This is a genomic window from Pseudomonas sp. SJZ074, assembly GCF_007828215.1.
Taxonomy (GTDB): Bacteria; Pseudomonadota; Gammaproteobacteria; order Pseudomonadales; family Pseudomonadaceae; genus Aquipseudomonas.
In genome coordinates this window covers 89,224-112,592 of the sequence record NZ_VIUE01000023.1, presented here as the reverse complement: position 1 = coordinate 112,592, position 23,369 = coordinate 89,224, and the positions used below count along the sequence as shown (strand labels likewise).

Annotated in this window: 18 protein-coding genes and 1 pseudogene; 14 read left to right on the top strand and 5 right to left on the bottom strand. The window is 59.9% G+C overall.

Annotation, left to right across the window (positions count from 1 at the left end; genetic code table 11):
* Nucleotides 1-772: hypothetical protein (locus FBX99_RS21530; protein ID WP_218570872.1), on the top strand; the 772-nt coding region annotated here is incomplete at its 5' end.
* An 821-nt stretch (nt 773-1,593) separates the two neighbouring features.
* On the opposite strand, the gene FBX99_RS29660 is transcribed toward FBX99_RS21530, so the two are convergent.
* The 4 genes and pseudogenes from FBX99_RS29660 to FBX99_RS21515 form a co-directional block, all read right to left on the bottom strand.
* The gene (locus tag FBX99_RS29660) at nt 1,594-2,478 is read right to left on the bottom strand and encodes a methyl-accepting chemotaxis protein (protein ID WP_371921437.1); all 885 of its coding nucleotides are present in this window, start codon (nt 2,476-2,478) and stop codon (nt 1,594-1,596) included.
* Nucleotides 2,452-3,471, bottom strand: a pseudogene (locus FBX99_RS29655) (cache domain-containing protein); the annotation flags it as partial. The pseudogene FBX99_RS29655 and the gene FBX99_RS29660, both read right to left, overlap by 27 nt.
* A 183-nt stretch (nt 3,472-3,654) precedes the next feature.
* A complete protein-coding gene (locus tag FBX99_RS21520; protein ID WP_145132829.1) occupies nt 3,655-4,362 on the bottom strand; it encodes an NUDIX hydrolase in 708 nt (235 codons plus the stop codon).
* On the bottom strand, nt 4,352-4,909 hold the full coding sequence (locus tag FBX99_RS21515) for an adenylyltransferase/cytidyltransferase family protein (protein ID WP_144931013.1): 558 nt from the start codon (nt 4,907-4,909) through the stop codon (nt 4,352-4,354). The genes FBX99_RS21520 and FBX99_RS21515 overlap by 11 nt, the downstream gene beginning before the upstream one ends.
* Before the next feature lie 183 nt (nt 4,910-5,092).
* Here FBX99_RS21515 and FBX99_RS21510 point away from each other — a divergent pair, with 183 nt between their 5' ends.
* The 5 genes from FBX99_RS21510 (at nt 5,093) to FBX99_RS21490 (ending at nt 9,373) form a co-directional block, all read left to right on the top strand.
* Complete coding sequence (locus FBX99_RS21510) at nt 5,093-5,740, top strand: nicotinamidase (RefSeq protein ID WP_144931011.1); 648 nt, start codon at nt 5,093-5,095, stop codon at nt 5,738-5,740.
* A 9-nt stretch (nt 5,741-5,749) separates the two neighbouring features.
* The gene (pncB, locus tag FBX99_RS21505) at nt 5,750-6,979 is read left to right on the top strand and encodes a nicotinate phosphoribosyltransferase (protein WP_145132827.1); all 1,230 of its coding nucleotides are present in this window, start codon (nt 5,750-5,752) and stop codon (nt 6,977-6,979) included.
* Between the two features lies 1 nt (nt 6,980).
* On the top strand, nt 6,981-7,814 hold the full coding sequence (gene nadE / locus FBX99_RS21500) for an ammonia-dependent NAD(+) synthetase (protein ID WP_144931007.1): 834 nt from the start codon (nt 6,981-6,983) through the stop codon (nt 7,812-7,814).
* 64 nt (nt 7,815-7,878) lie between these two features.
* Nucleotides 7,879-8,475, top strand: a complete 597-nt coding sequence (nudK, locus tag FBX99_RS21495; RefSeq protein WP_144931005.1) for a GDP-mannose pyrophosphatase NudK — start codon at nt 7,879-7,881, stop codon at nt 8,473-8,475.
* Nucleotides 8,476-8,629: 154 nt separating this feature from the next.
* The gene (locus FBX99_RS21490; protein WP_144931003.1) at nt 8,630-9,373 is read left to right on the top strand and encodes a hypothetical protein; all 744 of its coding nucleotides are present in this window, start codon (nt 8,630-8,632) and stop codon (nt 9,371-9,373) included.
* A 102-nt stretch (nt 9,374-9,475) separates the two neighbouring features.
* Here FBX99_RS21490 and FBX99_RS21485 read toward each other — a convergent pair whose 3' ends face one another.
* The gene (locus FBX99_RS21485; protein ID WP_178112019.1) at nt 9,476-11,698 is read right to left on the bottom strand and encodes an LTA synthase family protein; all 2,223 of its coding nucleotides are present in this window, start codon (nt 11,696-11,698) and stop codon (nt 9,476-9,478) included.
* A gap of 224 nt (nt 11,699-11,922) precedes the next feature.
* On the opposite strand from FBX99_RS21485, the gene FBX99_RS21480 reads away from it, so the two are divergent.
* The 8 genes from FBX99_RS21480 to FBX99_RS21445 all read left to right on the top strand — a co-directional run bounded on the left by FBX99_RS21480 (nt 11,923) and on the right by FBX99_RS21445 (nt 23,226).
* Complete coding sequence (locus tag FBX99_RS21480; RefSeq protein ID WP_144931001.1) at nt 11,923-12,825, top strand: LysR family transcriptional regulator; 903 nt, start codon at nt 11,923-11,925, stop codon at nt 12,823-12,825.
* Between the two features lie 125 nt (nt 12,826-12,950).
* Nucleotides 12,951-13,577, top strand: coding sequence for a glutathione S-transferase family protein (locus FBX99_RS21475; RefSeq protein ID WP_145132825.1), 627 nt, complete (start codon nt 12,951-12,953; stop codon nt 13,575-13,577).
* Between the two features lie 152 nt (nt 13,578-13,729).
* On the top strand, nt 13,730-14,923 hold the full coding sequence (locus FBX99_RS21470) for a DUF3142 domain-containing protein (RefSeq protein WP_145132823.1): 1,194 nt from the start codon (nt 13,730-13,732) through the stop codon (nt 14,921-14,923).
* Nucleotides 14,910-17,072, top strand: coding sequence for a hypothetical protein (locus FBX99_RS21465; protein WP_145132822.1), 2,163 nt, complete (start codon nt 14,910-14,912; stop codon nt 17,070-17,072). The genes FBX99_RS21470 and FBX99_RS21465 overlap by 14 nt, the downstream gene beginning before the upstream one ends.
* A gap of 202 nt (nt 17,073-17,274) precedes the next feature.
* On the top strand, nt 17,275-19,236 hold the full coding sequence (locus tag FBX99_RS21460) for a protease modulator HflK (protein ID WP_145132820.1): 1,962 nt from the start codon (nt 17,275-17,277) through the stop codon (nt 19,234-19,236).
* Nucleotides 19,233-20,273: a protease modulator HflC gene (gene hflC, locus FBX99_RS21455; protein WP_145132818.1), complete on the top strand. Its 1,041-nt coding sequence runs from the start codon at nt 19,233-19,235 to the stop codon at nt 20,271-20,273. Before FBX99_RS21460 ends, hflC begins: the two co-directional genes overlap by 4 nt.
* The gene (hflK, locus tag FBX99_RS21450) at nt 20,270-21,322 is read left to right on the top strand and encodes a protease modulator HflK (protein ID WP_145132816.1); all 1,053 of its coding nucleotides are present in this window, start codon (nt 20,270-20,272) and stop codon (nt 21,320-21,322) included. The genes hflC and hflK overlap by 4 nt, the downstream gene beginning before the upstream one ends.
* Nucleotides 21,319-23,226, top strand: coding sequence for a heavy metal translocating P-type ATPase (locus FBX99_RS21445; protein WP_145132814.1), 1,908 nt, complete (start codon nt 21,319-21,321; stop codon nt 23,224-23,226). The genes hflK and FBX99_RS21445 overlap by 4 nt, the downstream gene beginning before the upstream one ends.
* The last annotated feature ends 143 nt before the right edge of the window (nt 23,227-23,369 follow it).

The following is a 23,369-nucleotide window of genomic DNA, read 5'->3' as shown; positions in this document are numbered from 1 at the left end:
GATACGGTCTTCGTATGAATACATGAACTACCTCCAGGTAGTCCAAGATTTCCGCCGCATCCCCGGTGGGTCAGTTTTCAATCAGCGCCGACAGCTAGAGTCTCAGAAAGACTGGGGCCAACGTGATCTCCTCAAAAGCTCAATTCCTCAGATAACTCGTGAATTAAAAGCCATCAGCAGTCGCGAGAAAAGATATGATCTAATAATGGATGTACTTACGAGTTCCGCCGACAGCGCTTGCAGTCCTCTAGAGAAGGGGTTTCTAATTAGCTTGATAGAACCAGGTTCATTTGAATTCGTAGATCTTGCACGGAGTATCGATCCCACGGGATTGGTTATGACGGCATACAGCGCATTTGTGGTGATGCTAGGTAGAGAGTCTGCGCTTCGAAATTTCAATGGATTTGGATGGGCTGTGTTGAGACAAGGGCTTCAATCAAATGTTGATGTAACCTCGGACATTTCAATTGATGAGCTCAGGATTCTCCTTAATCGGCGACGGAATGCGCCTCTTCCGTTTCGTACGCGCTCGCCATGGCTGATTGACGTTGAACTTGCACCTATGGTGGTGGGCTGCTTTGCCAACGTTGCTAAACGGAAAGCTTCCTCGCAAAGGGCTCAGGAAGCATCTGAGGCTGCTGAGCGTAAAGAGGCGTTACGCGGGAGTCTTATGACAGCAATGCGTGCTCTAGAGGATGCTTACGGCATTATTGATGGCCAGCGGCTGCGCCCTGACGGAATGTTAGGTAAGCCGCGCGGACGGAAGAAGTAGGGAGGTTGTGTATTCTTTAGGTCGTAGGAATTGACGCCGAGGCATGGCTGTAGATTCCAGCCAGCCTTTGGCATACATCAAATAATTGAGCAATCCAGTCCCGACAGGGGGGCTGCGATGTGGCCGGTTCGACTCTCGAATGCGATGCTTTAAGAGAAGGCCCCTGAGTAGAGATGACCGACTCGAATCCCATCGGATCGTGATGGCTTTAGCAATGGAACGCGCGTGTGCTTGCGGGAGTAGTAAACTTGCAGCCTGGTCGGTCAGTTTTCTGAGTTGGGCGCCCTACGGTTTGAGGGACTTCCGACCACTGAAGCACTATGGTGATTACGCAGGCCCCGTCGGCCATTATTTTATATATCAAAGCTTTGTATATTAATAAGTTATAGGTTAGCGACAGTTTTTATTTAGTGGACCATGTCGCAAAACCCTCGGAAGTCGGTATTGCGACAGTTTTTATTTCTGTGTGCCCACCGGCTATCTGCCGTATTGTTGGAATCGATGCGACAGTTTTTATTTGGTGGGGTCATTGTGGGCAGATACTGCAAGATAAAGTCTGTCGCAGCGCATTTGAACTTTCGGTGATATCCGCCGCGAGGCGTCTAAATCGACAATTCAGCGCTTTGGATAGCACGGCCGTTGGTGTCCTGGGTGGCCTCGGCCTGGTTTCCGACAGACTTTATTCAGTAGGTCGCACGGCAAAGCGTTGAAAATGGGGGGGGGGCGACAGACTTTATTTCTGATTCGTCCCCCTGCTACCCCATGTATTTGCTGGGCTCGATCCGACAGACTTTATTTCGTAGGATCAGACCTGAACACCTTCAGATCTTGAAGGTGTTGACCAACTGCTGCAGGCGGATCGACTGTTTTTCCAGTTCATTGCACGCCTGCAAAGTGGATTGCAGATTGCCGACGGTTTTCTGGTTCAGGTCATTGATGTGACTGATGTCGCGATCCAGATTGTCCACTACGCAGGTTTGTTCTTCAGTGGCGGTGGCCATGGATAGGTTGATCTCGTCGATCTCGCCAATGCCCTGCAGCACCTGATTGAGCCTTTCACCGGCAAGCCTGGCGGTACTGACGTTGGTGTCGCTGTGGCGCTGGCTTTCCAGCATGGCGTTGACGGCGCTGCCGGCACCGGCTTGCAACTCCTCGATCATGTTGTGAATTTCCTGCGCCGATTGTTGGGTGCGATGGGCGAGGGTGCGCACTTCGTCCGAGACCACCGCAAAGCCACGTCCGGCGTCTCCGGCACGGGCGGCCTCGATAGCGGCATTCAGGGCCAGCAGGTTGGTCTGGTCGGAAATGCCCTTGATCACGTCCAGGATCCGGCCGATTTTCAGCGTCTTCTCATTCAGGCTTTCGATGTCCTGGCGGGTATTGATCACTTGTGATGAGAGCTGGGTCATGGCGCTGATGCTGCGCTCTACCACCTGCTGGCCTTCCTGGGTCTGGTTCTTGGTATCCGAGGCGCGGTTTGACGCATGGGCGGCGCTTCGGGCGATCTCCTGGGCGGCGGCGCCCAGCTCGTTGATGGCTGTGGCGATGTTGTGGGTCAATGCCGCCTGGGTGTCGGAGCTTTTCAGCGACGAGTGCGATGCCTGGCTGACCTGCGCGGCCAATTGGGTGAGTTGGCTGCTGGACGTCAGCACTTCGCGTATCGAGTGCTGAATGCGTTCGACGAAGCGGTTGAACCCGCCGGCCATTACGCCAAACTCGTCCTGGGACAGGCTCTGCAGGCGTTGGGTCAGATCGCCTTCGCCATCGGCAATCGATTGCATGGCCAGGCCCATTTGGCGTAAAGGCCGCATCAGGGCGTTGATCAACAGACCGAGCAAGACAATGGTGATCAGCACCGCAATCAGCGTGGCGATCAGGGCCGAGGTGCGAAACTCGTGGAGTGCGGCGTAGGCCTTGTCCTTGTCCACCGACAAGCCGATGGACCAGTGCAACGACGGCAGGCCGTTGATTGGCGTAAATGTGACGATCCGGGTACTGCCATTTTCCCGCACTTCATTCAGGTTGTCGTTGATACCCGGAGCGCCTTCGGGGAACGCTTGGGCCAGCGTCTTGGTGACCAAGGCGCTGTCCGGATGCACCAGGATCTTGCCGTCGTCACTGACCAGGAAGGCATAGCCGATGCCGTTGAGATCGACGGAGTTGACGATGCTGGCGAGTTTTTCCAGGCTCAGGCTCGCGCCGAATACCCCGGCTGCCTTGCCGTTGATCTTGATCGGTACCGCCTCGGTCATGATCAGATAATCGATGCCGGCGCCGATGTAGGGTTCGGTCAGCACAGGGCTGAGGGAGGCAGCCGCCTCCTTGTACCACTGGCGCTGACGGACATCGTAGCCATCGGGCATCACCCGCTCGGGATAAATGAAGAAACGGCTGTCTTGGAAGCCGACATAGCTGGCGATAAAGGTCTTGGTGATGCTGTCTTGGGCGAGCATCCTGCTGACGGTAGCCGGGGTGGGGTCGGCGGCAATGGTTTCGGCGGCGCCCTTGATCAGCAGGAGCCGTCCGGCCAGCCAATTGTCGAGGTTGGCGCCAAGCAACTTGCCAGTGGTTTGCAAGCTGCTGTGCAGCGCTTCGCGGGTACTTGTTTGTTGTCGATGGTCATTGAGCAGTGAGAACGATAGGAATACTGCTACCGAGATGACACAGGCACCGAGAAGGATCTTGTGGCCGAATTTCATACTGATGCCCATGAAGCACGCTCGTCAGGTCTTGTTTTTATGAGTCCCCGCCAGGGTTGGGCGAAGATTTGACGAGTGGGCGGGTTTTGTCGAACTAGAAAAGATGATGGGCAGTCGTAGGAATTTTTATCGCATCAAGTGACGCGGATACGCGCTTGCCGAGACCGGATCCCGGACTAAGCATTACTCCAGAAAACACCGGTCAAACAGGTAAACGCTGCCTGGCTTGAGGTTTTCCACCGTGCGTTGCGGGCGGCCGCCGTCGCCGCTTTTCTTGCGGCCGGTTTCCTGCAGGTAGCCCGCTTCGGTCATCTTCAACAGGCGCTGGCGCATGCTGGTCTTGAGCACCGGACGCTCGAGTACCAGGGAAAAAATGCCCACGGCTTCCGGCGCGCTGAACTCGGAGCCCAGGAACATCAGCGGCAGGCTGCTGTAGAGCGCTTTGGAAAACAGCCGTTCCTGCACGGCAGCCACCAGGCTGTTGTGGTCGAAAGGGAGTTTTATCGTGGCGTCCGCGACGTCCTTGAGCGAAAAGAATCCCTGGTGTTCGGCGAGCGGGGGTGTATCGCTGACAATGGCCAGGTAGAACGTCGACGATGACCAGCAGCGTGGATCGCGGAACGCGTCGCCGACGGTGCCGACCTGTTCGATCCAGGCCAGCGGCATGCCGACTTTATTCGAGTTGCGCAGGCGCTCCACGGCGTCGTTCAGCGTGAGATCTTCAACCCCTCCATTCACCACGATCCCGGGCAGCGCCCAATGGCCGGCGAACGGCTCGGCTTCCCTGCGGTTCAGGAGGATTTCAATGGCCTGGGCCTCCCGGTTGAAGCGCAACACACAGAGGTCGATGGTGTGCAGATAATCGCGCACGGGGGTGGTGCTAGTTGGCATGTCGATTTCCGTGGGTAGCGTAAAGATCATAGTTTAACGGGTTCAGGCCGGGAGCCATCCAGTCGCTGGGAAGCGGCTTGCCCAAGGCCAGCCGTTCGCGTACCAGCGTGCTGCGTACATGAATTGTTTCTTCCATACAGAGGATGGAAAAGCGCTCCAGTAATTCCTCGCCGCGGTAGAAGGTCGGTAACAGATCCGCGACGTCCTGACCCACTGCTAACGCTATCCGCTTGCCGTCCAGGGCCAGGCTGTCGGCGAGGTGGGCAAGCAGGGTGTAGCTGTAGATGGGGCCTTCAACGTCACGCGCCACGACCTGCTCAACCCGGCTTGCGTGAACTTGCGCGTCGCACAGCGGCTGAACGCGCTCGACGATCGCCTCTAGCCATTTCAGGCGAACTTCATAATCAACCATCCGCTTGCCGTAGGGATGCCGGAAGCTTGGGGCGACCAACACGCGCCTGGCCTGGAATGACGCCTGGATCATCACCTGGGCGTGACCGGCATGAGGGGGATTGAAGGCGCCGCCATACAAGGCCAGTTCGAACATGGCTTATTCTCTTTGGGTACACGACATGTACCATATCATTCAAATCGTGTTTGGCTAAATTTCTTATGTATTTTTGCTTAGCATTTGGCATTAATAGAGCCTAAAGCGGAATTCTTTTTCACAGTGACTTGTCATTAAAGTACACGTTATGTACCTTCGTCACCGTGAACAGGAGAAACCAGCATGAACAGCCTGAACCGTAAGACGGCTTCCTTCGATGTCGATGCGCAAAAGAGCTTTACACCGCTTTGCCCTGATGAGCTGCCAGTACCTGGTGGCGAGCAGATTGGCGGTGAACTGAATTTCATCGCCTCCCTGGCCAGCCTGCGCGTCGGCAGCAAGGATGCCCACTCGCCTCAAGCGCCATGGGTGGTCGCCGAGCACTCACAGATGCTCGCACCGACCGGGCTCGAGCACGCCGACATCACTTGGGTCAGCCACTGTGTTCCCGGCACCGAAGGTTTCACCTTGCTGGACGAATTGCCGACGCCCTACGACTACGACTATTTCGTCTGGAAGGGTGTCGAGCCGGATTTGCACCCGTACGGCGCCTGTTACCACGACTTGCACGGCAAGCTGTCCACCGGGGTGATCGAGTACCTGAAAGGTCGGGCTGTGGAGCAGGTCCTTGTCGGCGGGCTGGCGCTGGATTTCTGCGTCAAGACCACCGCTCTGCAATTGGCTGCCGCCGGCTTCAACGTGATCGTTCACCTGCCGGCCTGTCGGGCCATCAGCGAGGAGGGCGCCACGCAAGCCATTCAGGACCTGCAACAAGCAGGGATCCGGGTGGCCAGGATCCGCGAAGAAACCATCCGCCTGGCAGGCGAGTAAGGAGCAAACATGGACAGTGCATTCGATTCAAGCAGCGGCGTCATCCAGAGCCTTCTGGATACTGACTACTACACCTTCACCATGATGCAGGCTGTCCTGCACCAGCACCCGAACGTTGAGGTGGAGTATCAGTTCATCGTGCGTTCCAAAGAGCGGCTCGGCCACCTGATCCCGGACATTCGTGTGGAACTCGAAAAGCTTGCCGGATTGCAGTTGCGCGAGGGCGAGCAACGGTTTCTGTTCAACAAGCGTTTCCGCGAGTACCTGACACCGGACTTCGAACAGTTCCTCGGTCTGTTTCGCTTCAATCTGCGCTATATCCACGTGTCGGAGGTCGACGGCCAACTGCACATCCGCGTTCGCGGTCCGATGCTGCACTGCATCATGTTCGAGCAGCCGGTACTGGCGATGGTCAGCGAACTGCGCAACCGCGAGAAGTATCCCGAAGTCGAGCTGGCCGATGTTACCCGCAAGCTGTACCAGAAATTCGAGTGGCTGGAGAAAAACGCCAGTCGTGAAGAACTCGCCGAGTTCCGCGTTTCCGACTTTTCCACCCGCCGTCGGCTGTCCTTCCGGGCGCAACGTGAAGTGGTGAACATCATGCGCAGTGATTTTCCCGGCGTGTTTGTCGGCACCAGTAACGCGCACTTGGCTTACGAATTCGATCTCCCGCTGATCGGCACGATGGCTCACCAGTGGCTGATGGTCCACCAGCAACTCGGGCGCTTGCGCGAGAGTCAGAACGCGGCCCTGGAGAACTGGGTGCGCGAGTACCGTGGCCGGCTCGGTATTGCGCTGACGGACTGCATCAGCACCGATTTTTTCCTCAAGGATTTCGATCTGTACTTCGCCAAGCTCTACGACGGGCTGCGCCAGGATTCAGGTGACCCTATTGTCTGGGCTGACAAGGTGCTGGGGCGTTACCACGAATTGGGTGTCGACCCACGGACCAAGGACCTGATGTTCTCCGACGGCCTCAACTTCGAAAAATGCTTACCGATCCTGCGTCATGTCCGTGGCAAGGCCAAGTTCGGTTTTGGCATGGGCACCAGTCTGGCCTGCGATGTCGAGGGTGTCGAACCGCTGAGCATTGTCATGAAACTGGTGCGTGTCCACGGCGAGCCGGTGGTGAAGTTTTCCGATGACCCGATCAAGAACGTCTGTGAAGATGCTTCGTTCCTTCGCTATGCCGCCCAAGTGTTCAACGTCGCCCTGATCAATCCACAGCTGGGAGCCTGATATGACTTCACTTCAGCAAGAGCGCATAGCGCGGGAACTGGGCATCGATCGCCAACTCCAACAGGGCGGTGAGCGCATCGAGATTGCCCGTCGTGTTGGGTTTATCAAGCAGGTTCTACGTGAGTCGGGTTGCATGTCCCTGGTGCTCGGTATCAGCGGCGGCGTCGACTCGCTCACAGCCGGGCGCCTGTGCCAGTTGGCGGTGGAACAACTGCGAGGTGAAGATTACGAGGCGCGTTTCATTGCCGTGCGACTGCCTTACAAGGCCCAGGCAGATGAGCAGGACGCCCAGGCATCCTTGGACTTCATCCGGCCAGACTTGATCACCACGAGCAACATTGCCGCGTGTGTGGATGGACTGATGGCGACTATCACGATCGACGGCTTGCAGCCTTCGGCCGAGCTTACCGACTTTGCCAAAGGCAACGTCAAGGCACGAGCACGGATGCTGGCCCAATATGCCATCGCCAATATGAGCAATGGCCTGGTGGTCGGTACCGACCATGGCGCGGAAGCGGTGATGGGTTTTTTCACCAAGTTCGGTGACGGCGCATGCGACTTGGCGCCGCTGTCCGGGCTGACGAAGACCCAGGTGCGGTTATTGGCTGACGCCATGGGCGCACCTGCGTACCTGGTGTGCAAGGCGCCGACCGCCGATCTGGAAGACCTGGCACCTGGGCGGTTGGATGAAGTGGCGTATGGTTGCAGTTACAAGGAGATCGATGCGTATCTCATGGGCGAAGAAGTGTCGCCTCAAGCGCGACAGATTATCGAGCGCGCCTACAGCAAGACGGCTCACAAACGAGCATTGCCTCGCGTTCCGGCAGTATGTTGAACGACATCAGGCAAGCGTGGGCAGACTTCCAGATGGAACCCTGGTCTCGAATGGAGTGGGATGAATGACCCAGATAACCGGTATCAACGAACGCGTACGCATCAAGAACGTCGAAGTGCTCTCGGACAATTGGTACGTGCTACGCAAGACCACCTATGACTATCTCGGCCGCAATGGCCAGTGGCAGGAGTTGACCCGAGAGACCTATGACCGCGGCAACGGCGCTACGATCCTGCTGTACAGCAAGGCCAAGCAGACCGTGGTGCTGACCCGGCAATTCCGCTTCCCGGCCTTCGTCAACGGGCACGATGACCTGCTGATCGAAACCTGCGCCGGCCTGCTGGACAACGACGATCCACACACCTGCATCCGCAAGGAAACCCAGGAAGAAACCGGCTACGTCATCCAGGACGTGCGCAAAGTTTTCGAAGCGTTCATGAGCCCGGGCTCGGTGACGGAACGGCTGCATTTTTTCGTCGGCGAGTATTTCGACGAAGACAAACGACATGCAGGCGGCGGGTTGGAAGATGAAGGCGAGGAAATCGAAGTGTTGGAGCTGCCGCTCGACCAGGCCCTGGGCATGATCGAGAGCGGGGAAATCTGCGACGGCAAGACCATCATGCTGTTGCAGTACGCCAAGTTGCATCGGTTGCTGGATTAGTTTCAGCTCCCGGCCCGGTCAGGCGTTCCTGTTACAGCGAGGCCTTTGGCGAAAGGGCAATGGCATTTGGCGTAAAACTACCGTTTGTTGTCGTCTGCTGCACTGTAGCGAACCGCTCTATGGTCCTACAATCGGACCATGGATGGAGCAACGAATGAGTAATCGAAAAGCAGATCCGCTCTTGGTCGATGTGGCGCAGCAACTTTCCAGGCACTTCCAGGATTTCCTGAATAATGAAATCCGGATGAAGCAGGTTCGTAACGCGTTTCATCGGGATGGCTATTTCCACTTCAAGGATTTTTCATTTCTACCTGGCGAGATGTGGGAAGAGCTTCATACCGAAGTGCATGGGCTGCTCAATGAATATTCAGTGGGGCACGAAGCGACGGTGCTGTTTATCCACGATCCCCAGCGCAAGATCCATGTGATCGCGCAAGCGCAGATCGCCGAGGGCGGAGCCGTGGTTCCTGCGCTTTATCATTCCGAGTCGCTACGCCGCTTCCTCGGCAATATTGCAGGGGAAGAGCTGGTGTCCTGCCAGGATCACGGTCAGTACCTGATCAGCAGGCTGAATCATCCCGACGATACTTATGGCTGGCATTGGGGCGATTATCCCTACACCCTGGTCTGGATCATCGAGGCGCCTGAAGACCCGGAGGGCGGCGACGTCCTGCAATGCGTGCCCTACAGCAACGGCAACAAGGATGACTTGCACGTATGGGAATATAGCCTGGACAATCCTGGCAAGGCCTGTCCGCACCTCAAGGGTGATGTGTATTTCCTCAAGTCCGGTACCACGCTCCACCATCTGGTGCCGATTCAACGAAACGCCACGCGCATTATCCTCAGTACCAGTTGGCAAGGGGCTCCGGCTGGCGAAGCGATGCCCTGTGGATAAGTGGTGAAGCGCAGCGATCAACTCCGGGTATTCCGCGCCGTGAGTGGTCAGGCCAGACCCGAACAAACGCGCAGCCGTCTGCAACGACTGCGCGTTTTTTGTTCAACTGGACTGGGCCTGGCTGGCGTCCTGTATATCGTCCAGGTATTCGGGTTGGTCCGTCTGGTCCATCTGGTCCGACAGCTCGGTCACGACGCTGAAGTCGCTGATCTCGATGGCGCCTGTCCCATGGCCCAGCAAATGGAAGGAGAACGCCTTGCGCGTTTGCGGGTTATCGAAATGGATATTCATTACCAGTGGTTGTTCGGGCGTCACCGCCACATCAGTCGGCAGTTCCATGGGCACATCCCGCTCGAACTCCTTGGCCTTGAGGGAAATGTAGGCCGTATGGTCCGCCTCGATGGCTCGGATGCTCAGGCTGACGCGGGTCCGTGAGCCCTTGGGCATTTCCAGGTATTGGGCACCGATCAGGTTGTCGGTCCAGTCGTTGGACACCTGGGCTGGGAGTGGAATCTTCTCGGTGCTGCCGAACTGATAATGCTGGTTCAGCGATGTACGCAGCAGGGTCTGGTCCAGGGCCGTTGCCCGTGCGCTGACGAGCCTGGCCCGCTGGCCGCTGTAGTGTCCGCCATAGGTCACCCGGTCAGTGATGAAACCTTCGCTGGCGTAATAGCGACAACGCTGCAGGAAATCGCATTCAGTGAACGTGCCCTTGCCGTCGTGGTAGCGCAGCATGCCATTGGTGAATGACATGATTTCCCGGCCCGTCGTGTAGTCTCTGAACATCGAGCGGCCGGACAGCGACGCAGGCACCGGGAAACCGAAATAGTCGAGGATCGAGGCGCTCAGGTCCACGTGACCATAGGTCCCCCGCTTTATGCGCGGCAAGGGTTCCGGCGCCAGCGTCAGGTTGAACCCCCAGGATGACGCCAGGCGTACATCATCGATGCCATGGGACTCGTCCGAGGTGATCACCACCAAGGTGTCTTTCAGGATGCCCTGGCGTTCCAGGCCGATGAGGAAGTTATCCAGCGCATCGTCGAGATAAGCCACGGCGGCCTGTTTGGCTGTGTCATGGCGCTGCAGGTAGTCATCCGGGGCGGAGTAGGGCTGGTGGGTGCCTACAGTCAACAGCGTGAGCATCCAGGGCTTGTCCATTTGTTGCAGTTGCCCGACGTAGTCCAGCGCGCCTTCGAAGAAGGTCTTGTCGTCCTTGCCCCAGGGAAATTCCAGGTAAGCGGGTTGGGTGAACCACTCCATGCCCAGGGTCTTGTCGAAACCGATATGGGGCATGATCCGGTCCTTGGCCATGAACCGCAGGCCCGCACCCTGGAGGAAATGCGTGGCAAAGCCATGTTCACGCAATTGGGCCGGCAGGCAGGCCAGGTTGCGCTGGGTCTGGTTGAGCATTTCGACGCCCTTGGGCGTGCCGTCGTCGAGCTTGTCGTAGTCGCCGCACAACATCGAGTACAGGCCGCGGATGGTCTGGTGGCTGTGCAGGACGTAGTCGGGTGTGTTCATGCCGCGCTCGGCCCAGGCGCTGAGGCGCGGCATGGGGTTTTCCGGGTAGCCGGCTTTCAGGGCCTGACGGTTGGCACTGATATAGGCGCCAGGGATGCCTTCCAGGGTGATGACCAGCACGTTGCGCGCCTGGCCTGGTGCGGCCAGTAGCTTCTCTCCATCAAGGTCCAGCCGTGTAAGGCCTTCCATTGGCGGCACCTGGACGCCCGCATCGCCTTCAAGCCAGTGCTGGATTCGGTCCTGCCCGGCTGCGACCGCCGCCGTGGCGAGTTGATGGGGTAGATTGAACACATTCCACTGGTCCGCCTCGGTGGGACGCCAGGATTGTACGGTGCTGTGAACCAGCAGGAGCAGCGCCGGCAACGCCCAGGCGTGGCGCGGCAAGGGCGATGCATGGCGTGAGCGGCCTGGCCACTGGACCATCAGCCAGAGGGCCAGTGCTGTCAGTTGCAGTGCGGCCAACCAGGGATGGGAGAAGCCGCCGCTGCTGGAGTTTTCGACGAATTGCGGATCGGTCAGGTAGTGCAGGTCCGAGGGGTTGGGCATGCGTCCGACGGCGCTGATCAGCTCGATGTTGGTCAACGTCAGTGCGATCCAGGCCAGCAACACCGGCAAGGTCAGCCAGAGGGGGCGGCGGTAAAGCAGCACGAGCAGCAACCCGCCAATGCCCAGGTCGGACAGGTAGCCCAACGGATCGGACCAACCCAGTGCGAGACGCAGTGCAAGGGGAACGATCAGGACCAGGCCGGCCAAGGTGATCAAAGGCGCGAGGGGACGGGTCAGTCCATGGAATAAAAGGTTCACGAAAATGGCCTTGTACTGAGTCTGCAACGGCACAAATTCCTGTGGGAGCGAGTCTGTGCTGTTTATTAGTCATAAAACGGTAATGATGGGCGATGGTAACAAGCCTGATCAATTGCAACCGGGGCGCCACGCTACGGTTCGTTTGCTCAGGGCCTACAATGGCCGTGCTGCATGGCATTGCGGTGTTTGAAAAACTTGTATCAGGATTTCTCATCGGGGGATGGATGGACAGGTTTCAGGAGATGCAGGTGTTTATCGCTGTTGCCCAGGAATCGGGTTTTTCGGCGGCGTCGCGGCGCCTGGGCCTGTCGGCGGCCAGCGTGACCCGTGCGGTGGCGGCGTTGGAGCAACGCATCGGCACACCGCTGCTGGTTCGCACCACTCGCAACGTGTACCTGAGCGAAGCCGGCCAGCGCTTTCTGGAGGACTGTCGGCGGATCCTGGGCGATCTGCAGGAAGCCGAGGATTCGGCGGCCGGCAGCCATGCCCAGCCCAGGGGGCAACTGACGATTACCGCGCCGGTGCTGTTCGGTCAGTTGTTCGTCACGCCGTTGCTGGTGCAGTACCTTCAACAGTATCCCGAGGTCAGCGTCAATGCCTTGCTGTTGGACCGGAATGTCAGCATGGTTGAGGAAGGCGTAGACATTGCCGTGCGCATTGGCGAGCTGCCTGACAGCAGCCAGCATGCCGTCCGTGTCGGCGAAGTGCGGCAGGTCGTCTGCGGCTCTCCCGCGTTCTTCGCTCAGCATGGTCGGCCCCGGCATCCGCAAGAGCTGGAGCGTTCGCTGGTGGTGGCCTCTTCGGCCATCGGCCAGATCAGAAACTGGACCTTTGTCGACGCCGGATTATCATTGGCGGTTCGACCGGTGCCCCGGCTGGTGGTCACAGCCAACCAGGCTGCCATTACCGCCGCCAGCCAAGGGTTGGGCATGACGCGAGTCCTGTCTTATCAAGTGGCGGGCGCGATCGCCAATGGGGAGCTGGAAATCGTCCTGGCCGATTTCGAACTGCCGCCCCTGCCCATTCATGTGCTGTACCAGGGTGGGCGTAACGCCCCGGCGCGGGTCCGCAGTTTTGTCGATTTCACGGTCAACGCCCTGCGCAAACACCCGGCCTTGAGGGGCTGATGCATTGTTTCGCTGAGAGAAATAATGGATTGTGTTTACGGGTGATTCTCTAGTTTTCAAACGAGAGGGAAGATGACGCCATCGATGCCGTTCTGCTGACGGCGTCATTTCCAGCGGAGTCGACCATGAACCCTATCAAGCTTTATCACTTCCCGCTTTCCGGACATGCCCACCGTGTTCAACTGATGCTTTCGCTGCTCGAACTGCCGGTCGAGGTGGCTTTCGTCGATCTGGCCAAGGGCGCGCACAAACAGGCGGATTTTCTGGCCATCAACCCATTTGGCCAGGTACCGGTGATTGACGACGACGGAGTGATACTGGCCGACTCCAACGCGATCCTTGTGTATCTGGCGCAGAAATATGGCAAGGGCCGTTGGCTTCCGAGCGATCCGCTGGGTGCCGCCCGGGTGCAGCGTTGGTTGTCGGTAGCAGCCGGGCCAATCCATGCGGGACCCGCCACGGCGCGCCTGATCACGGTGTTCAATGCACCTTATAACGCCGAGGATGTGATCGCCCGATCCCACAGTTTGTTGAAGGTCATCGATCAACATTTGAGCAGCAGCACCTGGCTGGCGGGTGATGCGCCTACCATCGCCGATGTCGCCGGCTACTCTTACATCGCCCATGCACCGGAGGGCAACGTGTCGCTGGACGACTACGTCCATGTCCGTGAGTGGCTGGCGCGTATCGAGGCCTTGCCCGGTTTCGTTGGCATGCCGCGTACGGCTGTCGGCTTGCAGAAAGCCGTCTGAGCGTAGCCGGTCACACTGGAAAGGGCCGTCCGACCCTATGGCGGCCCTGGTCCTGCCGTGACATATGAAAACTTCGATGCAATGTCCTTGCCCTATGCCCGTCCAACGCAAGACACGGTAATCTGCCGGGTTTCAGCGGGTGACGAAGGTTCATGACTTTTCTTTTCCGGACATCGCTGGCATTCGTTGCGCTGCTGTTGCAGGGCTGCGAGCATCCCCCCGCCGCGCCTCTCGATCAACAACTCTATATCTGGCAACGTCAGTGGACCCCGGCCCACGCATCGGCGCTGCGCCAGAGCCGTCAGGACTTCTCGAGTTTGCGGGTGCTGGCCTTGCAGGCTTTTCCCGGTGCGGGCTGGAGCCGCGCGCGGATCGATCCGGCATTGCTCAAGGCCGATGGCCGACCGCTGATCGCGGTGGTCCGCCTGGATGGTCAGCTCGGAACGCTGGATCAGGACGAGGTTATTGCCCAGATCCAGCAAGTATTGAATGACTGGCAAGCCCAAGGCCTGATACCGGTGGGTGTGGAGATCGACCATGACGCCGGTAACGCCCGGTTGGCGGCCTATGGGACATTCCTGAACCGGTTGCGCCAGACCTTGCCGGGCACGTTGCGTCTGAGTATCACGGCGTTGCCGGCCTGGCTCGACAGCCCCGCGCTGCCTGGGTTGCTGGAAGCCGTGGACAGCAGCGTCTTGCAGGTCCATGCGGTGAGCGACCCGCGGCAGGGGCTGTTCGATCCGCAACAGGCCCGGCGCTGGGCCGAACGCTGGAGCAAGGTCACCACGCGACCGTTCTACCTGGCCCTGCCGGCTTATGGTGTGGCGCTGTTGACCCAGGAGAGCGGCGTGCCGGTGGTTGAAAGCGAAGTGCCGATCGATAGGACAGGCGAGCGGCGGGAGTTATTGGCAGATCCGCAGCAAGTGGCCGGGCTGACCGCGGATCTGCGTGCCGAACCGCCAGAACACCTGGCTGGATTGATCTGGTTTCGGCTGCCGTTGGCAGGTGACCGACGTGCCTGGAGCCTGACCACGCTCGGCGCAGTGGCTCGGGGAGACAAACTGGACAGCCGCCTGGTCCTGACGTTGGAGGAAAAGAACGCTTTGTACGATATCCGGCTAGTCAATCGAGGCAATCTCGACAGCCCCTGGCCCCGACGGATGACGCTTGCCGTCGGCGCATGTGATGGGGTCGATGCCTTGGCTGGTTATACGTTGCAACAAACCCCCGGACTGCTTACCTTCACCCGCATTCAGGAAGGCCGCCTCGCCGCTGGTGCCCAACGGGCCATGGGATGGGCGCGTTGTACAAAAATTGAACAAGGAGCTTTCAATGTCTACCCGTAAGTGGCCTCGTCGGTTGCTCTGCCCGGTGTTCTGTATAAGCCTCGGCTTGCCGTTGGGCCAGGCACTGGCTTGTGGTCCAGAGTTCCCGATGCGCTTGCTGGACAACCGCGCCCAATCGTTGGCCGAGTTACCCGAAGGCAGCTTTCGCTTCGAGATCAAGCGTCTTGGCCATGCCATTGCCGGACTGAAGCCGGCCAGCGAGGCGACGCGCAACCCGGATTACAACTACGACGATTCGTCTGCCTACGTGGCACAGCGCAACGAGGCTGAGCGGATTGGCCTGACTCCGCCACAGCAAGCCTTGGTGGAGCGGCTGAGGGCGTTGAATGATATCGACGAGGTCGCTGTGCAAGCGGCGAACCTGCCTGCCGAATTGCGGTTGTATGCCATCGGCGCGGCTGCCTTTCGTGCGGGTGAAAACCAGAGGGCTGCGCAGGCGTTCCAGGAGCTGCTGGCGTTGCCCGCGGACCAGCGCTCGTTGCGCAGTACCTGGGCTGCCTATTCCCTGGGGCGTGCATTGTTTGCCATGAGTACCGAGGCGGGCAACGAAGATCCGGCGGCGTCGCGGGACCAGGCCCGAGCGGCGTTTCGTCAGGCCCGTGAACTGAGCGTTGGCGGTTTCAGCGATCCGCTGGAACTGGGTATCGCCAGTCTCGGCGAAGAAGCCAGGGTGGCTTACACCGCTGACGATTGGGACAGTGCCATCGGACTGTATGCGACCCAGTCCCTGCACGGCTCGCAGGTTGGCTACAGCTCGTTGTTGTACCTGGCGGCGGACCTCAGTGGGCAGCCGGACGATCGCCTGAGCGAATTGCTCAAAACCAATGCCGTGCAGCGGTTGCTGACGAGTTACTTGCTCAGCCGCGTCGGCTGGTGGGACGGGGAGGAGCCATCCGGCGAGAAAAGACTGGTCAAGCTGTTGCAGGCCAGCAGTCATGGCAACCTGGATGATGCCGATCGGCTGGCGGCGGTGAGCTATCAGCATGGCGACTACGCCAGCGCCAAAGCCTTTGTGGAAAAAGCCGGCGACACGGGGTTGGCCTGGTGGCTGCGGGCCAAACTGGCCGTGCGTGATGGTGACAAGACGGCGGCGGCCGCGGCCTATGCCAAGGCGGCCCAGGCTTTTCCGAAGGATGAATCCTGGGGCGGTCGACGTACACCGGATTGGGATTTCGAGGTGGTTGAACCCAAGTGCCGGGTCGAAGGCGAGAGCGCGATCCTGGCCCTGCAACGGGGCGATTACCTGCAAGCGTTCGATCAGCTTTACCGTAGCCAGAGCAATTATTGGTACGACGCTGCTGCAGTCGCTGAACGGGTACTGACCGCCGAAGAATTGAAACAGTACGTCGACGCCCAGGTTCCGGCGCCACCCCCCTTGAGCCAGCAGGATCGCGACAACTACGTGCCACTGCCGGTAGCCGCGCAGTTACGTAACCTGCTGGGCCGCCGCTTATTGCGGGAAGGGCGCTATGACGAGGCTCCGGCTTACTTCGATAACGCCGACCTGCAGAACAAGGCCCGGGCCTACGGGCAACTGCGCCAGGAAGCAGAGTCCAAATGGTGGCCTACCCGGCGCGCTGAGGCGTACTTCTATGCGTCCAGGATGGCGCGCGATTGGGGCATGGAGATGCTCGGCTACGAGATGGCGCCGGACTACGCCGTCATGGGGGGTGGTTACAGCCTCGAGCCGGTTGAGCTGAAGGTCGGGCCGTTGGTGGCCGAAGGGGAGGTGCAGCGCCAGCAGGCCAGCGCCGCGCAACCGAACGAGCGATACCACTACCGTTTTGTCGCCACTGCCCTGGCGAGCAAGGCGGTGGACAATGTGCCCCATACCAGTCAGGCGTTTGCGGCGGTGTTGTGCAGGGCCGTGGCGTACAACTCGAGTCTCGAGGAGCAAAGCGCGTTGTATCAGCGTTATGTGAAAGAGGGGCCTTATGTGACTTGGGCAGGGGACTTCGGCCATCAGTGCCAGGAGCCGGATTTCCGCGCGGCCGATAAGCGCTATGTCACCCAGGCCCTCGACCCGATTCGTTCGGCGTTGCGTCCCTACAAGCGCTGGTTGCAGATCGGTGGTGTGGTGCTGGTGGTCGCGGTCGCACTGGGGTTGATCAGTCGGCGTCGGCGCAAGGCGCGGATGTCGGTTGGCTGACTTCGATCCATTTTAGACCCTGGTGGCGAGGGGATTTAATCCCCTCGCCACCAAGGCCTGTTCATTTCACCGGTTTTGCCATCCAACATGAAGAATTAAAAACAGAAATTTCACAGCTATGGTTATAAGGTAACGCCATATAACGAAAAGGCTGTGGAGTCTGTCCGCATGCCCGGTTTTGATCGCCAAATGCTGGGGTGGTATGCAAGTCGATCTTGATATCGAAGGGGCACAGGTGGCCGAGCGGCCACGCTTTCAACAGGCACACTCCCAGGGACGACGCCTTCGGCGGGTCGCTTTTGCCTTGGCCGTTCTGGCGGGCCTGGGCTTGGTGTCCGGCTTCTTTGTCGGGCTGTTTTCGCCCCAGTCGATGTGGCCGGCCTTGTTGGCGAGTCAAAGTGCGGCATTGCTGGTGTTGGTGGCCGGCCTGCAATCCGCCTGGTGGGTGACGCAGTGGCGCAGCAGGGCATTGCTGCCGGCGGCGGTTATCCCAACCTCTGAGCAGGAACCGGTTGAGCTATCCGGTTGGTATGAACGATTGCTGGAGCGCATCAGTGCGCGCTGGATCGGCCTGCTGAATCAGATTGGCGCGCCGACCTTGTGGCTGGCCGGTTGGGCAGGGTTGGCGCTGCTGAGCCTGGAGCAAGCCTGGAGTCTGGCGCTGCCGGCGGCGACCCTTGGCATATCGGCCAGTGTGGGAGCCGTGCTTTCATTGTTGTTGGCGTTCGCCTTGTTGGTATTTGAACGCCAACTGGCGCAGCAACCTACCCTTGAATGGCCGGAAGCAGCGTCGCTGGCGCAACTGACCCGCCTGACAATTATCGTGCTGGTGCTCGGCGCGCTGTGCCTGTTGTTCGCGAGTGAGTCAGCCATTTGGCCGGTGCGCCTGGCAGTGCTGATGGGGCTATTGCCGGGGCTTGCAGCGGTGGAGCTGTTGCTGCGGGCACTGCTGTCATTGTTCAGCCCACGCCGGGATTCCCTGGAACCGACCGTGCTGGGCCGTAGCGTCATCGCCGACCTGCTGCGCTGGCCGCCGCAGCCTTTGCTGGCGTTGCAGCACGAATTACACAACCGTTTCGGTATCGACCTGCGCCAGATCTGGGCATTCAGCTACATGCGCCGCGCCTTGTTTCCAGTGCTGGTGCTGGTGGCGCTGGTGGGCTGGCTGCTCACAGGCGTGCACGAAGTGCCGCTGCAAGGGCGCGGCATTTACGAGCGCTTTGGCAAGCCGGTGGAGGTGTTCGGTCCTGGGTTGCAGTTCGGCCTCCCCTGGCCGTTGGGCCGGGTGCTGAACGTTGAAAATGGCATCGTCCATGAACTGGCCACCAGCGTGGGGGAGAGTCGGGTGAGCACGGAGGCCGATACCGCGGAAGGTCCGGCTCCGGCGATTGCCAATCGTTTGTGGGACGCCAGCCATGTGAACGATAAATCCCAAGTGATTGCCAGCCGACGTGCCGATCAGCAGAGTTTCCAGATCGTCAACATGGATGTGCGCTTCGTCTATCGCATTGGCCTTACCGACGCGGCCGCGCTGGCAGCGACCTATAACAGCGCCGACATTCCCACACTGATTCGTAGCACCGCCAGTCGCGTCCTGGTGCATGAGTTCGCCTCGCGCACGCTGGACGGTTTGTTGGGGGCGGATCGCGTCAGCCTGGCCGATGAAATTGGTCGGGCTGTCCAGACCGATTTGCAGGCGCTCGACAGCGGCGTGGAAATCCTGGCAACCGTCGTTGAAGCGATCCACCCGCCGGCGGGGGCGGCCAATGCCTACCACGGTGTGCAAGCGGCGCAAATCGGTGCCCAGGCATTGATTGCCCGGGAACGCGGCGCGGCGGCGGAGCAGACCAACCAGGCACAACTGCAAGCCAGCATTGCCCACGACCAGGCTCAGGCTACCGCACGGGAAATCAATGCGACCGCCCAGGCTTCCGACTTGCGCTTTAGCGCTGAACGCAAGGCCTACGCCACGGCCGGCCACGCCTTTGTGCTGGAACAGTATCTCAGTCAACTGAGCCGGGGCCTTGCCAATGCCAAATTGCTGATTCTCGATCATCGTCTGGGCGGCAGTGGCAACGCGCCGACCATCGACCTGCGCACTTTCACGCTTCCGGCAGATCCCGCATCGCCGCGTAACCTTGTCCAGCCAGGAGCTGCCCATTGAGCCAGTCTTCTTCCCACGATCATCACGATCACTCCGGTCATGGCCACGGCCATGTCGGTCATCATCATGGGCACCACCACCATCATCACGGCGACCCACAGGAAGCAGGCCCGTTTCCCTGGCGGCGCATGGGCTGGGCGGCGCTGTTGGTAGCCTTCGCCGTTGCCGCCGCGAGCCTGGTCCAGGTGCGCTCGGGGGAGGCGACCGTCATCACCCGCTTTGGTAATCCGGCGAGGGTATTGTTGCAGCCTGGCCTGGGCTGGCGTTGGCCGGCGCCGTTCGAGGCGGCGATTCCGGTGGACTTGCGGTTGCGCACGACATCCAGCGGTCTGCAGGACGTTGGTACCCGTGACGGACTGCGCATCATCGTTCAAGCCTACGTGGCGTGGCAGGTGCAAGGCGATCCGGACAACGTCCAGCGCTTCATGCGTGCAGTGCAGAACCAACCGGACGAGGCTGCACGGCAGATTCGCACATTCGTGGGATCGGCCCTGGAAACCACGGCCGCCAGTTTTGACCTGGCGAATCTGGTCAACACCGACGCCAGCCAGGTACGTATTGGCGATTTCGAAGCGCAGTTGCGCCAGCAGATCGAACAGCAGTTGCTCACCACCTACGGCGTGCGGGTATTGCAGGTTGGTATCGAGCGGCTGACCCTGCCTTCGGTAACGTTGACCGCGACGGTGGATCGCATGCGTGCCGAGCGCGAAACCATCGCCACCGAACGCACCGCCATCGGTAAACGCGAAGCGGCGCAAATACGTTCCGCTGCTGAGCGGGATGCGCGGATCGTGCAGGCGGATGCCACGGTGAAAGCCGCCGATATCGAAGCTCAGTCCCGGGTCGAGGCCGCTGAAATCTATGGCAGGGCCTACGCCGGTTCGCCTCAGCTGTATAACCTGCTGCGCTCGCTGGATACCTTGGGCACGATTGTCAGCCCCGGCACCAAACTGATCTTGCGCACCGATGCGGCACCGTTCCGGGTGTTGGTTGACGGACCCGCTTCCGTGGAACTCAAAGGTGGAACACAACCATGAGTTTGGTTCCACGTGGAACAAATGAGTTATCCAGTCCTTGGATTCAGGCGGCACGCGTGGCCTTCTTGGCGCTTTATGCCGTCACCATTCTCGCCGCATTGGCTTGGGTCTTTTCCAACGTTCGGCAGATCGATCCACAGAACCGTGCCGTGGTGCTGCATTTCGGCGCTCTGGATCGCATCCAAAATGCCGGCTTGTTGTTGGCGTGGCCGCGTCCCGTGGAACAAGTCATTCTGCTGCCAGCCGCGGATCGAGTCCTGGAGCGTCGTGTGGAAAATCTGCTGCGCTCCGATGCGGCCTTGCAGGCAGATCGTGTCGCCAGCTTCGCCTCTCCGGTCAGCGATGCCTTGGCTGGCTCTGGTTATTTATTGACCGGTGACGCTGGGGTGGTGCAACTGGATGTGCGGGTGTTCTACAAAGTCACCGAACCCTATGCATTCGTCTTGCAGGGTGAGCATGTCTTGCCGGCACTGGATCGCCTGGTCACTCGCAGCGCGGTAACCCTCGCAGCGGCTCGGGACCTGGACACGATTCTGGTCGCCCGCCCCGAACTGATCGGCAGCGACAACCAGGCCGCCGAACGCCGCGAGCGCCTGCGCGGTGATCTCGTGCAGGGCATCAACCGACGGCTGGCCGATCTTGCCGCAACGGGGCAGGGGCTGGGGATCGAGGTGGTACGGGTCGACGTCCAATCAAGTTTGCCGGGCCCGGCGGTGGGCGCGTTCAACGCGGTGCTCACGGCCAGCCAGCAGGCCGATAAAGCCGTTGCCAATGCCCGCACCGAAGCCGAGAAGTTGACCCAGACAGCTCATCAGGATTCCGACCGCGTCCTGCAAGTGGCGCATGCCCAGGCCAGCGAACGGCTCGCCAAGGCCTCGGCCGACACCGCCACGGTGCTCGGTTTGGCGAAGACCAAAGACGCTGATCCGCAGCTGCTGCTTCGCCTGTATCGCGAGCGCATGCCCGGCATTCTCCGCCAGGCCGGGTCAGTGACCACAGTCGACCCGAAAGACGATTCCCGCCTGATTATTCAGGGAGCTGAGCAATGAGCGCGCAAACCGCCGCCGTTCCAATGTTGTCTAGCGCCGAACAACGTACAGCCGCTCGCCAGTTGACCTTGGCGATGCTCGCCCTCGGGCTGCTCGCGCTGGGGCTGGTATGGCGCGCCTGGTCGCCGGAGCAGACCGGGGTCAGCCAGTTGTTGCTGGGTGTCGCTTCGCTGTTGGTTGCGGTGCCGGTGATGCGTTCGGCGTGGTACAGCCTGCGGTATCCGAGCTTGCATGGAATCACCGATCAGCTGATCGCCTTGGCAATGCTGGGGGCCTGGGCTACGGGGGATCTGCTGACGGCGGCGCTGCTGCCGATCATCATGATCTTCGGCCATGTGCTGGAAGAGCGCAGCGTCATCGGCTCCCAGGAAGCCATCCACGCCCTGGGTCAATTGACGCGCAGTCTGGGCCGCAAGGTGTTGGCCGATGGTTCGATCATGGAAGTGGACAACGCCACGCTGCGACCCGGCGATACGGTCGAGGTGCGGGCCGGTGATCGCGTACCGGCCGATGGCCGGGTGTTGTCCGGCCAGGCCAGTCTCGACACTGCGCCCATTACCGGTGAGTCGGTGCCGCTGGAAGCCGAAGTGGGCACCGAAGTGTTCGGGGGGGCGATCAATCTCGATGGATTGTTGCGCCTGGAAGTGACCCGCACGGGGCAGGAATCGACACTGGGCAAGGTCATCGCCCTGATGCAAAACGCCGAACGTTCAAAGCCGCCCATCACCCGGTTGTTGGAGCGTTATGCCGGCAGCTATCTGGTGTTGGTTTTGCTGCTGGCGGCGGTGACCTGGTTCGTTACCAACGATGCCCAGGCGATGCTGGCGGTGCTGGTGGCGGCCTGTCCTTGTGCGTTGGTGTTGTCGGCGCCGGCGACCGCCATCGCGGGAATCGCGGTGGCGGCACGCCATGGCATCCTGATTCGTAGCTCGGCGTTCCTGGAAGAGCTGGCGGACCTGACATCGTTGGTGGTCGACAAGACCGGTACCTTGACCTACGGCACTTTGCGTCTGCAATCTATCGAGAGCACGAGCGGCGATCAATTGTCTCTGTTGCCCTTGGCGGCGAGCCTTGGATCCGCCAGCAGCCATCCGGTCAGCCGAGCGTTGGCTGGGCTGGTGGAGCCGGAAAAATATCTGCCGCTGACGGACATTCATGAACGCCAGGGTCTGGGTGTGGTGGCAATGACCAGCCAGGGCGAAGCGGCCCTTGGCCGTCCTGAGTTGTTTGCTCAGCTGGGTATCGAAACCTCGTTGGTACCCAATCATGATGGCCCGATTGCTGGGCTGGCCCTGGATGGACAGTTCCTCGCTTGGTTGCTGCTAGCCGATAGCATCAAGCCGGAAGCCCGGGTCGCCATGGCTGAGCTGCGGACGCTGGGCCTGGGGCGGCAACTGTTGCTGACTGGGGACCGCCAAAGTGTGGCCAGCACACTCGCCCGGGAAGTAGGAATCGCTGATGTACAAGCTCAGGCGCTGCCGGAAGATAAGCTCAAGCGAGTCATGACGGAAATCGACAACGGCTTCCGTCCCATGGTCGTCGGGGACGGCATCAATGATTCGCTGGCGCTCAAGGCCGGGGTGGTGGGAATCGCCATGGGTGCAGGTGGTGCGGACATTGCCCTGGCGTCTGCGGACATCGTCCTGATCGGTAGCGACCTGAGGCGGCTCGGTACCTGCGTGCGGCTCAGTCGTCAATGTCGGCAGACGCTTCAGGTCAACGTGATCATTGGCCTGGGCTGGACGCTGGCGATTGTCGCTTTTGCTGCGTTCGGCTGGCTTGGCGCCGCGGGGGCGATGATCGCGGCGCTGCTGCATAACCTGAGCACTTTGCTGGTATTGGGAAACGCCGGAAGGCTGCTACGCTTTCAGGAGCCGTTGCTGAAAGTCCAGGACGGGGGTTAGAACTTGTGCTTGGAACTTGTAGTCCATGGTGGAAGAGGGTGCATACAGTTGGCAGTACCGGCTCATGGAGTGAATTCGGGCGACGATAGAAAAAGGCTATAAATTCGATAGCCTGCTATTTTTCTACGATGGTCTACCCTCAT

Excerpts from the sequence above, each read along its gene's own strand:
- FBX99_RS29660 (WP_371921437.1), bottom strand. The coding sequence starts at position 2,478 with ATGGCCGGCGGGTTCAACCGCTTCGTCGAACGCATTCAGCACTCGATA.
- hflK (WP_145132816.1), top strand. The coding sequence starts at position 20,270 with ATGAGTTTGGTTCCACGTGGAACAAATGAGTTATCCAGTCCTTGGATT.
- FBX99_RS21490 (WP_144931003.1), top strand. The coding sequence starts at position 8,630 with ATGAGTAATCGAAAAGCAGATCCGCTCTTGGTCGATGTGGCGCAGCAA.
- nudK (WP_144931005.1), top strand. The coding sequence starts at position 7,879 with ATGACCCAGATAACCGGTATCAACGAACGCGTACGCATCAAGAACGTC.
- FBX99_RS21475 (WP_145132825.1), top strand. The coding sequence starts at position 12,951 with ATGAACCCTATCAAGCTTTATCACTTCCCGCTTTCCGGACATGCCCAC.
- FBX99_RS21465 (WP_145132822.1), top strand. The coding sequence starts at position 14,910 with ATGTCTACCCGTAAGTGGCCTCGTCGGTTGCTCTGCCCGGTGTTCTGT.
- FBX99_RS21460 (WP_145132820.1), top strand. The coding sequence starts at position 17,275 with ATGCAAGTCGATCTTGATATCGAAGGGGCACAGGTGGCCGAGCGGCCA.
- FBX99_RS21445 (WP_145132814.1), top strand. The coding sequence starts at position 21,319 with ATGAGCGCGCAAACCGCCGCCGTTCCAATGTTGTCTAGCGCCGAACAA.
- FBX99_RS21470 (WP_145132823.1), top strand. The coding sequence starts at position 13,730 with ATGACTTTTCTTTTCCGGACATCGCTGGCATTCGTTGCGCTGCTGTTG.
- FBX99_RS21515 (WP_144931013.1), bottom strand. The coding sequence starts at position 4,909 with ATGTTCGAACTGGCCTTGTATGGCGGCGCCTTCAATCCCCCTCATGCC.
- FBX99_RS21520 (WP_145132829.1), bottom strand. The coding sequence starts at position 4,362 with ATGCCAACTAGCACCACCCCCGTGCGCGATTATCTGCACACCATCGAC.
- FBX99_RS21480 (WP_144931001.1), top strand. The coding sequence starts at position 11,923 with ATGGACAGGTTTCAGGAGATGCAGGTGTTTATCGCTGTTGCCCAGGAA.
- FBX99_RS21510 (WP_144931011.1), top strand. The coding sequence starts at position 5,093 with ATGAACAGCCTGAACCGTAAGACGGCTTCCTTCGATGTCGATGCGCAA.
- nadE (WP_144931007.1), top strand. The coding sequence starts at position 6,981 with ATGACTTCACTTCAGCAAGAGCGCATAGCGCGGGAACTGGGCATCGAT.
- pncB (WP_145132827.1), top strand. The coding sequence starts at position 5,750 with ATGGACAGTGCATTCGATTCAAGCAGCGGCGTCATCCAGAGCCTTCTG.